The organism is Ligilactobacillus pobuzihii E100301 = KCTC 13174 (genome assembly GCF_000349725.1).
Taxonomy (GTDB): domain Bacteria; phylum Bacillota; class Bacilli; order Lactobacillales; family Lactobacillaceae; genus Ligilactobacillus; species Ligilactobacillus pobuzihii.
The window spans coordinates 10,380-25,198 of the sequence record NZ_KB714706.1; the positions used below are offsets into that span (position 1 = coordinate 10,380).

General features: G+C 40.0%; 12 protein-coding genes and 1 other annotated feature. Of the genes, 4 read left to right on the forward strand and 8 right to left on the reverse strand.

Annotation, left to right across the window (positions count from 1 at the left end; translation table 11 throughout):
* A partial coding sequence (locus LACPOB_RS12240; RefSeq protein WP_040533266.1) for a CocE/NonD family hydrolase C-terminal non-catalytic domain-containing protein occupies positions 1-1,217 on the forward strand: 1,217 nt, incomplete at its 5' end.
* Positions 1,218-1,631: 414 nt separating this feature from the next.
* Here the strand turns inward: LACPOB_RS12240 and LACPOB_RS0111335 are convergent.
* The 4 genes from LACPOB_RS0111335 to LACPOB_RS0111350 all read right to left on the reverse strand — a co-directional run bounded on the left by LACPOB_RS0111335 (position 1,632) and on the right by LACPOB_RS0111350 (position 5,068).
* Positions 1,632-2,438, reverse strand: coding sequence for a MetQ/NlpA family ABC transporter substrate-binding protein (locus LACPOB_RS0111335; protein ID WP_371861886.1), 807 nt, complete (start codon positions 2,436-2,438; stop codon positions 1,632-1,634).
* A gap of 74 nt (positions 2,439-2,512) precedes the next feature.
* Entirely contained in the window at positions 2,513-3,187 is a 675-nt protein-coding gene (locus LACPOB_RS0111340) for a methionine ABC transporter permease (RefSeq protein ID WP_017868936.1), read from the reverse strand.
* Positions 3,177-4,253, reverse strand: a complete 1,077-nt coding sequence (locus LACPOB_RS0111345) for a methionine ABC transporter ATP-binding protein (protein ID WP_017868937.1) — start codon at positions 4,251-4,253, stop codon at positions 3,177-3,179. The genes LACPOB_RS0111340 and LACPOB_RS0111345 overlap by 11 nt, the downstream gene beginning before the upstream one ends.
* Positions 4,254-4,297: 44 nt before the next feature.
* Entirely contained in the window at positions 4,298-5,068 is a 771-nt protein-coding gene (locus tag LACPOB_RS0111350) for an acetoin reductase (protein WP_017868938.1), read from the reverse strand.
* 388 nt (positions 5,069-5,456) lie between these two features.
* Positions 5,457-5,693 (reverse strand) — a binding site (T-box leader).
* Between the two features lie 590 nt (positions 5,694-6,283).
* Here LACPOB_RS0111350 and LACPOB_RS0111355 point away from each other — a divergent pair.
* The gene (locus LACPOB_RS0111355) at positions 6,284-7,189 is read left to right on the forward strand and encodes a proline iminopeptidase-family hydrolase (protein WP_017868939.1); all 906 of its coding nucleotides are present in this window, start codon (positions 6,284-6,286) and stop codon (positions 7,187-7,189) included.
* Between the two features lie 270 nt (positions 7,190-7,459).
* On the forward strand, positions 7,460-8,281 hold the full coding sequence (locus LACPOB_RS0111360; RefSeq protein WP_017868940.1) for a Cof-type HAD-IIB family hydrolase: 822 nt from the start codon (positions 7,460-7,462) through the stop codon (positions 8,279-8,281).
* Between the two features lie 548 nt (positions 8,282-8,829).
* On the opposite strand, the gene LACPOB_RS0111365 is transcribed toward LACPOB_RS0111360, so the two are convergent.
* Genes LACPOB_RS0111365 through LACPOB_RS0111375 form a run of 3 tightly spaced genes read right to left on the reverse strand, consistent with a single transcriptional unit; the run spans position 8,830 to position 11,854 of the window.
* Positions 8,830-9,663, reverse strand: a complete 834-nt coding sequence (locus LACPOB_RS0111365; protein WP_017868941.1) for a carbohydrate ABC transporter permease — start codon at positions 9,661-9,663, stop codon at positions 8,830-8,832.
* Positions 9,660-10,514 carry a carbohydrate ABC transporter permease gene (locus LACPOB_RS0111370; protein ID WP_017868942.1) on the reverse strand — a complete coding sequence of 285 codons (855 nt, stop codon included), beginning with the start codon at positions 10,512-10,514 and terminating at the stop codon, positions 9,660-9,662. The genes LACPOB_RS0111365 and LACPOB_RS0111370 overlap by 4 nt, the downstream gene beginning before the upstream one ends.
* A gap of 38 nt (positions 10,515-10,552) precedes the next feature.
* Positions 10,553-11,854, reverse strand: coding sequence for an ABC transporter substrate-binding protein (locus tag LACPOB_RS0111375; RefSeq protein ID WP_017868943.1), 1,302 nt, complete (start codon positions 11,852-11,854; stop codon positions 10,553-10,555).
* 154 nt (positions 11,855-12,008) lie between these two features.
* Here LACPOB_RS0111375 and LACPOB_RS0111380 point away from each other — a divergent pair, with 154 nt between their 5' ends.
* Positions 12,009-13,127, forward strand: a complete 1,119-nt coding sequence (locus LACPOB_RS0111380) for an ABC transporter ATP-binding protein (protein ID WP_017868944.1) — start codon at positions 12,009-12,011, stop codon at positions 13,125-13,127.
* Positions 13,128-13,321: 194 nt separating this feature from the next.
* Here the strand turns inward: LACPOB_RS0111380 and LACPOB_RS0111385 are convergent, their stop codons facing one another.
* Positions 13,322-14,422: a polysaccharide pyruvyl transferase family protein gene (locus LACPOB_RS0111385; protein ID WP_017868945.1), complete on the reverse strand. Its 1,101-nt coding sequence runs from the start codon at positions 14,420-14,422 to the stop codon at positions 13,322-13,324.
* Positions 14,423-14,819 lie beyond the last annotated feature (397 nt).

The window sequence follows — 14,819 nt, forward strand, 5'->3', positions numbered from 1 at the left end:
ATGACTACTATCGCGATAACGGGCTTGTGGTCGCGCCAGGCGGTTTTCCAGGCGAAGATGCCGATGTTTTAGCAAAAGAATGTTTCAGTCGCCAACTAGACGGGGCAGATTATTTACAGTCTAAGCCCATCTTTGACCAACAACTCGCTGCCATCAACGCCGGTCAAGACCGAGCCAGTGGTGATTATAATACTTTCTGGGATGCGCGTAATTATTTGAAAGACGTCAAAAACGTTAAGTGCGATGTATTGATGGTCCACGGGATCAACGACTGGAATGTCAAACCGCGCAATGTGTACAACTTGTACCATGCCTTGGCTGACTTACCCATCAACAAGAAACTGATCTTGCATCAAGGACAACACATCTATATCAATGCCTTTCGTTCTTTGGACTATAGTGAGATGGTCAACTTATGGTTAACTAACAAGTTATTTGATGTTGATAACCACGCGGATGAAATTTTGCCAGCAGTCTTAGTCCAAGATAATGTCAAAGCAGAAACTTGGAACAACTATACCGATTGGGACCTGTCTTTAATCGACCAAAAAAAGTTGTTCTTTAGTCCTGCAAGTTTGACCGCTGACAAAATCAGCACGGCGACGATTCAGTCATTTAGTGATCATTTACCTGCAAAACGATTCAACAAATATAAACAAGACTTTGATGCCTGGCGTGCAGATATTTTGTCTGACCAGCCGCAAGTCACGGCAGCCAACCGTTTGCAATTTAAGACTTCCCCTGTCAAGCAAGACCAATTATTACGTGGTGTCGCACATTTGAAATTAAAAGTTGCTAGCGACCAAGATCACGGCATGTTATCGGCCATGTTAGTCGATTATGGTTCTGCCAAACGTTTAGGCACCTCACCTACGATTTTAAAGCGTAAAGCTATCAGTGAAGGTTTCCACTGGCGTGAAGATGACCTCAATGAATTCCAGCTGCAAGCAAAAACACCATGGAAGATGATCTCTAAGGGCCACATCAACTTACAAAACCGTACAACTAATTATAAGATCGATGAATTAGAATCTGGGAAATTTTACGACTTGGAATTCGACTTACAACCAACCTTCTATCATTTACCTGCCGGTCACCAATTAGGCTTAGTGATCTATGCTACTGACATGGAAATGACAGTACGAGCTAATGAAGAGATCAATTATTCCTTAGACTTGGCTAACTGTCAAATGGATCTGACTACCAGTCAGTATTAAACAAAAACAGTGAAATAAAAGATGCTTCACGGTCAATTTGTAAATTCATAGTAAAGCAAAAAACAAGAATAAAAATCGTTGTTACAGTAGGCTTTAGTCTATTGGAACACGTTTAAGGGCCGAGGCTGGGACAAAACAATATCCCAGTCTCTTCTTTTGCTAAAAATAATCAAATTATCGCTTCTAATTTTTACAGCATAAACTCGTTTCAAAAGTCTGAATCCTCAATGTAATGCCGTTTACGCCATTCCTATCCTGCGCAATGGCGTAAATGGCGTTACATACCGGCTTCAAAACGACTTTTATCTCGCTCTCGACCCTTTTAGAATTGCTCAGCTAGTTATGGACGAGCCTTGTTTTTTGCTTTATTTTGCAAGCATGACTGCATCAAAAATATTTCCGTAAAACACTAGCCTATTTTAAATAAGACAGTGGTTTTTCAACTTCTTTTTTAGTCCCTTGATACTGCTTTTCAACATATTTTTGTATGGCAGGCTCATGATACAATTTGACTAATTTCTGATAGGATTTTTTGTGCTGGTTACCTTTTGCAGTAGCCAAAATATTAATATTTTGCTTAGTACTTTGGTTAATTTTTTCGTGATACAAAGAATCATGCAAGACATTCAATTTTCCATCGAGTGCCACTGTGTTGGAAATCAAGGCTGCATCAACACTGTTTAACACTCGCGGTCCAGTTGTATCGTCGATCTCTTTAAATTTCAGGCCACGCGGGTTAGCCGTGATATCTTTAGTATTACCCAGTGAACCGAAATCTTTTTTGAGCGTGATCAAACCAGCATCTTGCAATAACAACAAGCCTCGAGAAGTATTCGCCGGATTATTCGCGATCGCGATCGTCGCACCAGCTGGAATATCCTTTACGGAATCATACTTATCAGAATAGATACCCAGCGGTTCCAAGTAGGTCGTTCCTAATGCCGCTAATTTATGTTTAGTGTTTTCTTTATTGTACGCCTGCAGATATGAATATGACTGAAAGGCATTCACATTAACGTTATTTTCAGCAGTGGCGTTATTTAGCTGTACGCCATCTGCGATCTGTTTAACCGTAATTTTCAAGTTCATCTTCTTTGCCTCAGGACTTTGCGCAATGTGTTGCCACACTTCGTAGTCGCTGCCTTGTGACCCGACCGTGATCTGATCCGGTGTGTTTTGCTTTTGATGCGTATTATAAGTATGCAGACCAACTGAGATCAATGCCAGTGCAACAAGACTCGTTAACAAAATCAACCAGTTTTTTATTTTCACTTGCTACCCACCTTCCTTAATGCTTACATCCGAGCTACTTTTTTAGCTAATTGGTCACCTAAGACTTGTGTTAAGAAAACCATGATCAAGATCACCAACAAAGCCGCAAAGGTTACATCATTTTCAAAGCGTGCGTAACCGATACTGATCGCAATATCACCGAGACCACCAGAACCGATCGCCCCTGCCATAGTGGTCAGGCCTAATAAGCTGATCAGTGTCACCACTGAAGCACGGATAATGTCTGGTAAACATTCGCGCAGATAAATCCGAAAAATGATTTCTAACGGGCTTGACCCCATGGCCTGAGCCGCTTCGATCACCGACGGTTCAATACTTAACAAAGCATTTTGGATCTGTCGCGCATAAAATGGAAAAATTCCAATGACCAATGGCACTAAAGCAGCAGCAGTCCCAACCGTTGTACCAACAACATATTTGGTAAAAGGAGCGATGACCGCTAGTAAAATAATAAATGGTACTGAACGCAACAAATTCACCACTTTATCTAAAAAACTGTAAAATGGTGGATCAGCGGCGATCCCATCTGGCTGAGTCATTACTAAAAAAACGCCCGTCCCGATTCCTAAAACAACTGCAATAACAGCCGACCAAAAAGTCATGTAGATCGTCTCCCAAGTTGCCTGCACAAACTGTGGCCAAATTTCAACTACATGTGGAAACCATTCAGCTAGCATTGGCGTTTTCTCCTTTCTGTTCTGTCAAATCGTTGACTGTGACTCCTGATTCCTGCAAGTAATCGATACCTACTTGAATCTTTCCATTTTTTTCGGACAAGATCACTAACATATAACCTAAAGAAAGTTGTGCGACCTTTTGCACGTTGGCAAATAAAATATTAGCCTTAATGCCATACTTAGCAGTTAGTTCAGAGATCACTGACTCGCTGGTCGCATTACTGGAAAACTTCAAATATAATAATCGTTCGTTCGGCTGCAAGTTTTCTCGCAATTGATCATCGACTATCTGTTGACGCATTTGCGTAACGTTGGCCGCCGATTCAATAAAATCTCGGGTCAAAGGTTGTTGCGGTCGGGCAAAAACTTGCCCAACTGATCCACTTTCAATGATCCGTCCATTTTCCATAACAGCTACTTGTTGACAAATGGACTTAATGACCTGCATTTCATGGGTGATCAAAAACACAGTTAATCCTAATTTTTGATTCAATTTTTGGAGTAACTGCAAGATCGAATCCGTCGTTTGCGGATCCAAGGCACTCGTAGCTTCGTCACTGATCAAAATATCAGGATCATTCGCTAAAGCGCGGGCGATCGCAACTCGTTGTTTTTGCCCGCCAGACAGGTCTTCTGGATAAGACGATGCGTAATCGGCTAACCCCACCAACTTCAGCAACTCTTGCGCTTTTTTCTTACGTTTTGCCCGCGATATCTTTTCACCTAACAAAGGGTACTCCACGTTATTTAACACAGTACGTGACCGCAACAAGTTAAACTGCTGAAAGATCATTCCGATTTTTTGACGCACCTCGCGTAGTTTTTTGTCAGACAGCTTTTGTAAATTTTGTTCTGAAACTGTCACCGTTCCGCTAGTAGGTCGCTGTAATAAGTTGATAACACGAACTAAGGTACTTTTTCCCGCACCCGAATAGCCCACGATACCATATATACTGCCACGCTTAACTTGTAACGAAACATCATCGACGGCTGTTAATGTTTCACCTTTTTTGTCAAAAGCGACTGTGATATTTTTTAAGTCGATCGCTGCTTGTTTTTCACTCATATAGTCACGCTCCTCATTTTACGATTCCAGCTAGCAACGGTTTATTAGTGAAATTTCATCCCACCATCGACCAAGAGTGACTGTCCTGTGATATAAGCTGCACTCGGGGAAGCAAGCCATGCGATCACTTCTGCCACATCTTCTGGTTGTCCTTCACGTCCTAAACTGATCTCTTCTAGACTGTTAGCCTGCTGCTGCTTCACTGTTAGTCCCTTTATTTTTGATGTTTTTTCATCGATCCCGTCACGTAACGGGGTGCGCACGATCCCTGGATTATAGGCATTAACTGTAATTTGATCAGCAGCCAATTCTTTGGCAGCCGATTGTGTCAAGCCTCTGATCCCAAATTTGGAAGCAGAATATGCACTTTGTAAGGCTGAAGCTTCAACTCCGGCTAGTGAAGCAGCATTGATGATCCGTCCACCGTGTCCTTGCTGCTTAAAACGGGTAGCTGCAGCTTGGATCCCCCAGAAGGTACCTTTCAAATTAACGTCTAACAAACGTGAGATCTGCTCCGGATCAGAATCAACAAGCGGATCAATAAAGGCCTTGCCAGCGTTATTCACGAAAACGGCGAGCTCCCCTAAATCAGCTACTGCTTGATCAACTAAATCAAACACTGCGTTTCGGTCTGCCACGTCAATAACATAGTCCTTAGCTAAATACCCCTGGTTGCGCAAACTTTGTGCTACCTTGGGTGCTGTTTGCTCGTTGATATCCGCAACGGCGATGGCAAAACCATCCTGTGCCAAACGATAAGCTGCTGCTTTTCCAATTCCTTGTCCTGCGCCTGTAATAATTGCTGTTTTACTCACTCTCAATTACCCCTTTATCAAAATAATTTTCTTGTTAATACTAATTGCTTAGCGGATCTTCATCCCATAAAAAAACTTCCCGTTTCTGTTATTACCAACAGAAGCGAGAAGTCGCGTTACCATCCTGATTTATTTGCAGATCACTCTGCAAAACTCAATAACCAGCACATAAAAATCATCATACTGGTTTGTCAGTTAACAGTGACAAGCTGGGCCACGCTCACTCAAACAAGCTCACGCCACCTGATCATCGGCCATTTTTCATGTTTTAACGGTTACGACTTTCAGCAAATGTCGTTTCTCTGTCAACTGTCTGCTACACTACTTTCCGAATCAACTCATTTAATTTTTAATACTAAATAAAAAATCGTCCTTAAGAAATTTCTTTCCTAAGGGCGAACATCCGCGGTACCACCTTAATTTCCGACTATAGCCGGCTCATTGACCATATCTAAAATTAAGACACGATCACGACTAGATAATGGCAGTCAACCAGTAGTGGCTCACGAGCGCTCGCACACTTCAAACTCCGAGACCATCTTCAACTTTAGCCATCATTTGCTTACACCAGCCGCAAACTCTCTGTGTATGACACAAAGTCTACTCATCTCTTCATTGTCTTCTAATCACTTTTTAAGTTAAGGTGTAGTCTAAGCTCATTTATTTTAGTTGTCAAGTATTAATTTTTTTCTGTGCAGCAAAAAATTCAGTTTAGAAAACCTTGGTTACTACAGAGAACATTACATGACTTACTCTTACTAACTTTGTTTTGTATTTTGCTTTGTACTCCTTACTTTCACTGACTTTGTTGGATATTTTGGCTTGTGATGCTTACTTCGACGGACTAGGCTTCACATTTCTATTTGTAATACATACTCTCACAAACTTAGTCTTACATTTGGCTTTGTAACACTTACTTTCGTCAGGTTTGTATCACAACTCAACTTGAAAGACAAACTTTTGCTAACTTTGTCACACATCTTCATATGTAAGACTTACTTTGGCACACTTAGTCACGGAACTCTCATAAACTTAGTTTTTTATGACTCGGCACAAGCCTTATAATCACTAGTTAAAATCTATCAAAACAAGAAAAAAGCCATGAATACCACAAATCAGCATAATTAAATGTTAGAATACTCTTATAGGATTATGTCAGTAACTGGGATAACTCCCAGTCTTCTACATAAAATTTTAAGAAACTAGGTGAAAGCAATGCGTGAAGGAAACACGATCATTACTTTAGATAACGGTTATCATTTGTGGACTCGCACCGATAACGTTGGTGGCGACATCCAATTATTATGTTTGCATGGTGGCCCGGGTGGTAATCATGAATACTACGAAAATTTTGCCGAAAAACTCAAAGACTTAAATGTTCAGGTGACAATGTACGACCAGTTAGGATCATGGTACTCTGACCAACCTGACTTCACTGACCAAACAAACGTCGACAAATTTATGCACATGGAATATTTTGTGGATGAAGTCGAAGAGGTCCGTCAAAAACTTGGTTTGGACAACTTTTACTTGATTGGTCAATCATGGGGTGGCGCTTTAGTCCAAGAATACGCCCTCAAATACCCTGATCATTTGAAGGGAATCATCATTTCTTCCATGACAGACAACATCGACGAATACATGGACAATATTACTAAGATCCGTGAATCTGAATTTACTGCCGAAGAATTAGCTTTCTTAAAAGACTGTGAAGCTAAAAATGACTTCAATGAACGCTATGAAGAATTGATCGAGAAATTAAACAAAGACTATATCGATCGTAAACAACCCGCAGCTATCAGCCATTTAACTGATACCATGGGCGAACAAGTTTACAATTACTTCCAAGGTGATAATGAATTTGTGGTGACTGGTAAACTTGCTGGCTGGGATCGCAGCCAAGATATCCACAACATCCAATTACCAACTTTGATCACTTATGGTGAACACGAATCAATGCCACTCGCAACTGGTAAACGCATGGCTGAAACTATCCCACATGCTCGCTTTGTAACTACACCAAATGGCGGTCACCATCACATGGTCGACAATGCCCCGGTTTATTTTGATCACTTGATGACATTCTTAAACGATGTCGAAACTGGCAATTTCAACGAATAATTATAAAAAAACTCACTATTCAAAGCTAATTGCTCGAATAGTGAGTTTTTTGAGTTGTGTAGTTTGTATCAGCTAATTAGGGGGCACATGATATCCAAACGTTTTCCGCCATTTGAAATTCACCTAGTTTCTCAGTTACAAACTCCACATTTTGCGCACTCAATAATAGTTACGCAAAAAACACAGGATCTTGTTTTTTATTTTCGTAAAATTTGACCTATGTTAGAATATGAATGAATAATTCAGCAAACGAAAGGATAAAATTTTACCATGGCAATCAAATTAGCAGCGATCGATATTGACAATACTTTGTTGACCTCGGCACCAGAACGCAAATTAACTCCAGAAAATATCCAAGCTATCCAACAAGCTGTGCAGATGGGGATCAAGATCGTTTTATGTTCCGCTCGACCTCTCGCTGGCATCAAGCGTTATCTAAAACAAGCAGGCATCACAGAAAATGACCAGTATGTCATTATCGATAATGGAGCTCTCGCACAAACTGTTACGGGAGAAACGACGGCGACCCATACGCTAGACATGCAAATCGTTACGCAACTAGCTGATCTTTGCCAGAAAAATGACTGGCATTATAATGTCATCGATTCCGAATCGACCATGTGTACCACCGATACTCGGATCGGTTTTTACACCGTTCAGTTAGCAGCTAAATATCAAGCTCCCCTACAAGTCTTTCGATCAGTGACTGATTTTGGAAAACGAACTTTTGCCAAATTTGATATCACTGAGAAACCGGAATTACTAGATCAGATCGAACCTCAGATCCAGGAAAAATTCGGTCAGAGATACTATGTCGTACGCTCGCGCCCCTTCTTACTGGAAATTCTCGATAAAAATGCCAACAAAGGTCGGGCACTAACTAACCTAACACAAAACCTGCAACTTAAACAAGAAGAAACAATGGCGATCGGCGATGAGGTCAATGATTTGCCAATGTTTCAGGCAGCTGGACTGAGTGTTTCAATGGGCAACGGCGTGCCTGCGGTAAAAAAAGCAGCTGATTACATTACCGACGACAATGACCACAGCGGTGTCGGCAAAGCGATACACAAGTTTATCCTTGACCTGTGAGTTAGCAGCAAGAGTTACTCTTTTAGCAGTAACTCTTTTTTATTGACCTTTTTCTATTTTGTAAGATCAACTTTTACTGAATCAGTGTTACATGTCGGTTTTCGACGACTACTTCACTAAAGTTTGCGTCACATTTTCATTTGCACCACTTACTTTGACAAACTTAGTGTTACGTTCTGACTTCTGACACTTACTTCACTAAAATTTGCATCACATCTCTATTTGCACCACTTACTTTGACAAACTTAGCGTTACATTCCGACTTCCGACACTTACTTCACTAAAATTTGCATCACATCTCCATTTGCACCACTTACTTTGGCAAACTTAGTGTTACATTCCGACTTCCGACACTTACTTCACTAAAATTTGCATCACATCTCCATTTGCACCACTTACTTTGGCAAACTTAGTGTTACATTCCGACTTCCGACACTTACATTGACTTGCTTCACTACGTATCTCAACTTAAATTCACCTGTGAACAATTATTAAGTGGATAACTCTGCCAAATGAAGTAGCAAATTATCCACACTAAAAAAAATTTCTCACTTAATTGCACCTTCCGTGACTGAACTCATAACTTGTTTTTGTAATAACAAGAACAAAATAATGATCGGGATCATTGACAAGACCAATCCGGCCAAGGCCAGCTGCCACTCACTATTAGTTTCGCCAAAGAACATATACATCTTCAAAGGAATAGTGTACATTCCGTTTTTATTCACAACTAAAGATGGCAACAAGTAGTCATTCCATAACTTCATGGCGTTTAAAATAATAACTGTCCCCGTCATCGGATTAACGGCGGGTAAAACAACGTCCGCAAATACTCTAAAAGACGATGCCCCATCGAGTTTTGCCGCTTCATCCATCGATTTAGGCACTCCTTGAAACGCTCCATAGTACAAAATGACCGACAACGAAACTGACAAACCAGTATTCATCAAGATCAACGCTGTGCGATTTAAAAAATTCATTGACCCAAACATCGAAACTAAAGGGATCATGATCGACTGAAACGGAACTAACATCGTGGCCGCACACAAGTAATATACAAACGAACTCATTTTAACTTGATGCCTTGTCAATGCATAGGCAGCTGCCGCCGAAACAGCTGTGATCAACACTACACTACCCACGGTTATCAACAGTGAGTTAACAAAACTGTGGGTAAAGTCAAGTGCCTGGTAAGCCGTCACAAAGTTATCCACAGTAAAATCATGGGTAAACCACAGTGGATTACTGAAGATCCCACGTTTAGTTTTCAGCGAATTAACAACTACGATCACAAATGGATAAACCCAGACAAGTGCTACCAAAGCTGCCAAAACGCCATAGAGCAAACTATTCCATTTTTGGTTTTTTAGTAAATTTTTCATGACCGTTCCCCTTTCCGACTAAAGTACAACTGGATAAATGATGCTAGCGCAACTACAACGAATAATATAATCCCCGTAGCCTGTGCATATCCTTGTTGAAAGTTCACGAATGCTGTGTTGTAAATATACATCGAGATCATTTCGGTCGAACGGTACGGACCACCATTGGTCAATGCCAAATTTTGTTCATACAATTTAAACGAATTAGCTAAGGTTAAAAACAAACTGATCGTAAAAGCTGGAGCTAACTGTGGCAATTTTACGTTGAAAAATGTCTGCAGTTCGCTGGCGCCATCGAGCAGCGAGGCTTCCAGCGAATTTTTAGGGATCGCATTTAAAAATGAAATATAAACTAACATGATATAGCCACTCATTTGCCAGGTAAATAAGATCACTAAGCCCCAAAATCCCGTCGTTTCATCACTGAGCCAGCCGTTCAACCAATTTTGGCCTAAGTTTACCGACAAAGCCTTGAAAGCATTGGTGAAAATAAACTGCCAGATAAACCCCAACAAGACACCACCCACCAAATTAGGAATGAAAAAAATAGTCTTTAAAGTGTTGTTGAACCAATTATCCTTATGGGTCACGATCAAGGCAAAGACCAATCCGACTAAGTTGATCAAGACCACTGACACTACGGAAAATTTGAATGTGAGCCAAAAACTTTGTAAGAAATTATAATCTTGGAATAACAACTGATAATTCTTCAAACCAATGAATTGCCGACTGATACCATTAGAATTCGTAAAAGAATCAATGATCCCTGAAATAAAAGGGATGATAATGATCCCAATAATAAACGCAACTGCTGGAAGTATGAAACCGTAGTACTGGTGTTTTTTTAACATAAGCTCATTCTCCTTTTGTTTGAGCCTGTTTGATCAACTCACTGTCCACTTTGCACTTCTTTTAACTGTTTATACTGGTTAGATACGACTTTTTTCAAATTATCCCAACTAGTTTTACCGACTAAATAACGTTGCACCATCGGCCCGATCACTTCGTTGGCAAAACCATTTGGATATTGTTTATGCACAGGAGTTATCGCATTCTTGGACGTTCCTACTTGATAAATTTCTTTAGAAACATCATCTGGCAAACGGTCGGTATTAAAGTTTTTTGTCGCTGGAACAAAGCGCATCTCATTGATGATCACATCTTGCGCTTCCTTAGAAGAATACATCCAGTTAATAAAATCTTTGGCAATTTTTTGATGACTTGGATTATCATTTGAAATTCCCAGATACCAAGAAGAACCCGTCAATAATTCATCTGTCCCGTCATCTTTGGTAAAGTATGGCAGCATTCCCATATTGTCTTTTGTCCAGTTATCTTGCAAACCATCCAAAGTCGGGATGACCCAATTTCCTTGCGGGATCATTGCAACCTCGCCATTATAAAAAAGATCTTGGATCGACTCATCGTATTTAACTGACAAGATCGGTTTCACACTGTATTGTTTGACTAAATGTAAATATTGCTTCATCCGTTGTTCTTTTTCCCAGGGGAATTTCTTACTATCAAAAGCTTTGACCTGATCATTTTGATAATAGTCAGAAGTAAATTGTGCTGACATTGAAGTGATCGAATTCGTGTCAGCTCCATTAAAACCAAAAACTCCTTGTAAACCAAGTTCATCTTTTTGCGCATCGATTTTTTTAACAGCCTGAACAAATTCAGCATAATTTTTAATACTGTCGGGATCGACGCCTGCTTTTCTAAAAACATCTTTATTAATGACCCAACCATACGCTTCCAAGTCGACGGGCACACCGACCAAGCGGTGGTTTTCAGTCATACCGCCAGATATCAGACGGGGTAAAGTATTTTTTACAGCTGACATATTCTTTAAGGTCAATAAATGATCTTTATAACGATCGATCTCAGGCAAGCCGCCTAACATGATAATATCTGGCGCTTCACCAGAAGAAAACTTAGACTGTAAGGCTGCCGCACCACCACCCTGGCCTGAAGTTGTCAACTGGATCGAAACATTGGGATGCTTTTTTTGATATATTTTGATCAACTTTTGATATTGTGAGGTGATCTCAGGCTTTTGATTAAAAAAGTTGATGGTTACTTTTTTATCTGTTTGTGAACTAGGAGATTTTGCAGATTTACAGGCAACTAACAAAAATGGTGTTACAATAACTAATAACAACACAAGTAAGCGTTTTAATTTTTGCATATATTTTCCTCCTCACTTGCTAAGCAACCCAGTCTATGTTCAACTATGTAAGTTTTTTAGCAAGGGTTCATTGTTTTAACGAAAAATAATTTTAGTTATTTCTTGTTGTTTAACTCATTTTTTATGATAGATATTGAAAGGTGGAAGTTATTTTATGGACAAAATTGAGATCAAGCACTTATACAAAAAGTATCCTGGACGATCAAACTATACACTAAAAGATATCAACTTGAGCATTAAAGATAAACAATTTGTGGCGATCGTAGGGCCTTCCGGTTGTGGTAAGTCAACTTTACTGCGTTGTTTTGCAGGCTTGGAAGAAATTAACAAGGGGGAAGTCTTAGTCAACGGCAAAAACTTTGATAAAATTGACCCGCGAAACCGCAATGTCGCCATGGTCTTTCAAGACTATGCCTTATACCCGCACATGACAGTTTTTAAAAACATGGCCTATAATTTGAAGATCGCCAAAAAGGATAAAGAAACTATCGAACAAAAAGTTACTGAAGCGGCAGAAAAATTAAAACTGACTGATTACTTGCAACAAAAGCCTGCACAGCTATCTGGTGGGCAACGTCAGCGGGTCGCTTTAGGGCGGGCAATGGTCCGTGATCCAGAAATTTTTCTAATGGACGAACCACTCTCCAACCTAGATGCTAAATTGCGTGTTAAAACCAGGCAGGATATCATTGACCTACACCGGCAATTAGGCACCATCACCATGTATGTGACTCATGATCAAGCCGAAGCAATGGCCCTAGCAGACCAAATAGTCGTGATGCGCGATGGGATCTTGATGCAAACAGGTACGCCAGCTGAGCTTTATGATGACCCACACAATATTTTTGTAGCACGTTTCATCGGCTCACCCAGTATGAACATTTTCCGCGGGTTTCTTGATTCAAAAGCTCAGTTCAAGGTAGGTAAAACCACCTACAACTTAAAAAATATCGTTCCCAAAAGTCTGCTTCCAGTCGATGAACAGGAAATCTTTATCGGCTTTCGCCCAGAACAAACCAGACCGCTGTTACCGTCTGAAGAAGGAAAAGAAAACGATAAAGATAAGTTTACTTTCAAGGCTCAGCTAAATTATGCTGAATACATGGGCGCCTACACTTTGTTGTATCTAGAAGCACATGAACGAAGTATTGTTGCCCAAATTTACCGTAAGATCGAGGGAAGCCCTCACAATAGACAAGTCACCATGGAAGTTACACCCAAAGATCTTTACTTCTTTAACGCAGATACTGGTCAACGGATGTATCCACAATGATTCCATCCTAGAAAACGTATTCAAAACAATATATAAAACAACGGCTGAGGTTGAGGAATTGTTTTCCTAACCTCAGCCGCTTTGAATGAGCTCGTGTTTTAAACTCTTTTTACGCTGACAACTATCTAAAAGTAGAATAATATACTTCAGTTTTTTAAGCAAATAATTCACCCAACAAAACGTGCGTGCGCTATTTAAACTAAATGACTGTTGATCAAGTTCTTCAATGCATCATAGCTGTGGTCAAAAGCTAACGGGTCAACTCGCTTGATACTTTCCAATTCTTTCACGCTTTGAAGCACGTTTTCTGGACTAGTATCATCGGTTTGTTTGACGTAATTTAAGTCAGCAAACCAGTTATCATAAGACGTACTTGCCTTACCATATGAATTATCGAACACCAAGACTGGTGTTTGAGTGATGACTGAAAAAATCATTCCATGCAAACGGTCAGTAATGACAACTTTGGAAGCTCTGATCTCATCTAATTTGTGCGAAAAAAGTTGCCACCGTTCGTTTAATCTTAAGGGCTCTTTGGCAGAATTTTCTTCTTGTCCATCCTCAGCCTTGAACGGTACGACGGTATCCGTTTGATGAACAGTATAACCGGAATCTGCCAGTTCTTTCGTTAGTTGAGCCAATAAATCATCACCCGTCACTTTTTCATCATCATGTCGCATGATCATTAAAACTCCTTCACGGTCGCCTTGTCCCGGTAAAGGATCTAAGGACAAAACCATATCGCCAGTGAACAAAACATCATTATCAAAATATTTCTGAAAACGCCGGAAAGTTTGGGTTTCTCGGGCACACAAAGTCAAATTAGGGTTTTTGCCATAAGCATCCTGACTAAGCCCCAGCTCTTTTTGTCCTTGACGCGTAGTTTCATCAAAGTTAACGGATTGTGGGAATGAGATCGTCAAATTATCCACAAAAGTTGCAAATACTTTTCGACGAGCACGTTCATGATTTAAGTAAAAGCTGCCAATATTGCCGCCACCAATAAAGCCAAACATATCACTGGCACGCAATTGTTGCTTCAATTCCGCGATTGCTGCGTCGGTTTGTGGTTCAGTAATTTCGACGTAGAGTAACTGTGGAAAATTACGCCGAAAAAATAGTCTCTGCGCAAACCCGATCATTTGATCGCCCAAATTATTATAAGTTGGAATACCAAACATAAAAAAACGTTGAAGCTGCTGCGGTACTTTACTTAAAAACTCAGTTAAGCTCAGTTTTCCTTCGGTATATTCCAAATTCCATTGATAAATTTTTTTCTCTATTTCTGCTGGCATAAAAGACACTCCTTCCACAACGCAACTTTTATTTCAGGCTAAAAATAGCATGCTTTTTAGATTTAGTTAAAAACACTCACCGTTCTACACGAAAGAAAGTGTTTTATATCACAAATCAATTATAACGTATACATTAAAACAAATGCCACAAATACGAGCTAAGACTTTTTGTCAAAAGTTACAGTTTTTCTAAGAAAGCGTCACATTAATAGTAAGAAAATGTTCCTCACCCTTGTGTTCCCCATTCACAAATCGCCTTTTATTGCGATTCTTTTTCGATGTATTTATAATTTTTATTAAAGACCTAAAGGTTGAAAGCACAAAAACAGACCGCAACCCTTGATATTACCTATTTGTGGTAACAAATATTAGTATTTTTCTTTTTTACGCACTACCA